Below are 974 nucleotides of genomic sequence, written 5' to 3' on the forward strand. Positions count from 1 at the left end.
AAGGGGCCATTGTACCGCATTGGCTGCATAATCCCCGACCAATGCGGTTTACATTTGGTTTATATACGAACAGTCAGATTTGCCAGCGCAGCCAGGCAAAAAAGACGTTGCCGTTGTTGTAGGTGCCGGGAATGTAGGTCGCCTGAAAGGAGAGACGCTGATAGTTCACCGAGACCAGCGGCAACAGCACCGGAATCGGGATATAGTGCCAGTTGTCCCGCATGGTAACGCCAGCAGTGAAGCCAGCCCCCAATTGAAAATCCGGGTTGGTGGTCGGCGTCCAGCGTTTTTCGAAACCATAGCCGCCAATCGGCTCCCATTTGTTGAAGGAGTCTTTAAACGCCATCAGATACAGGCCGTGCCAATCACCGTCGGCATCCAGACGCGACACACCGTAGCCCGCGCCCCAGGGACGTTCATTGTACTTGTCTGTTTTCTCTTTGTCGTAAGTCCAGCGGTTATGCCAGGTGATAGCTGGGATATAGAGCTCCTGACTTGACGAGTTCGACCAGGTTTCTGACAAATTAAATTTGGCTTTTTGCCACCAACTGCCCTGCTTACTGTCCTGCACAGCCTCCTTCGACATTTCCACGGGGGAAACCGTTGGGGCAGCGAGGGAAGGAAGCGAGAACAGAAAAGGGAAAAGGATAAATATCACACGTCTCAGATACATCTTTGCTTCTCGTAAACCATCAATATTGTTGCGAGACCTGAACCGTCACATGACAGGGAAAGTCTGGTTTAGGGAAACAGGCCACGGAAAAAAGCCTGTCCAAAGCGGTATTATGACGGATTCACACGCTCTATTGCGTGTAATTGTCGGTGCAGCAGCAATATTTGAGATATTTCTTATAAGAAAATATCCTATTACAGCTGATTATTCGGAGAATATTCGCTACAAAAATCAGGAAAAGCATCTGAAAAACGGCTTGCGAATGGAAACGCTCAAATCCCATCGCCGTATTCAAATCCCC

At 49.2% G+C, this 974-nt stretch carries 2 protein-coding genes; one reads left to right on the forward strand and one right to left on the reverse strand.

Going from position 1 to position 974, the window contains the following annotated elements; translation table 11 throughout:
• Positions 1 to 73: 73 nt before the first annotated feature.
• A complete protein-coding gene (gene pagP, locus J5224_RS30250) occupies positions 74 to 673 on the reverse strand; it encodes a lipid IV(A) palmitoyltransferase PagP (protein ID WP_413542265.1) in 600 nt (199 codons plus the stop codon).
• Positions 674 to 722: 49 nt separating this feature from the next.
• On the opposite strand from pagP, the gene J5224_RS30255 reads away from it, so the two are divergent.
• A partial coding sequence (locus tag J5224_RS30255; RefSeq protein ID WP_264628744.1) for a hypothetical protein occupies positions 723 to 974 on the forward strand: 252 nt, incomplete at its 3' end.

The organism is Candidatus Symbiopectobacterium sp. NZEC135, assembly GCF_025962695.1.

Excerpts from the sequence above, each read along its gene's own strand:
- pagP (WP_413542265.1), bottom strand. The coding sequence starts at position 673 with ATGTATCTGAGACGTGTGATATTTATCCTTTTCCCTTTTCTGTTCTCG.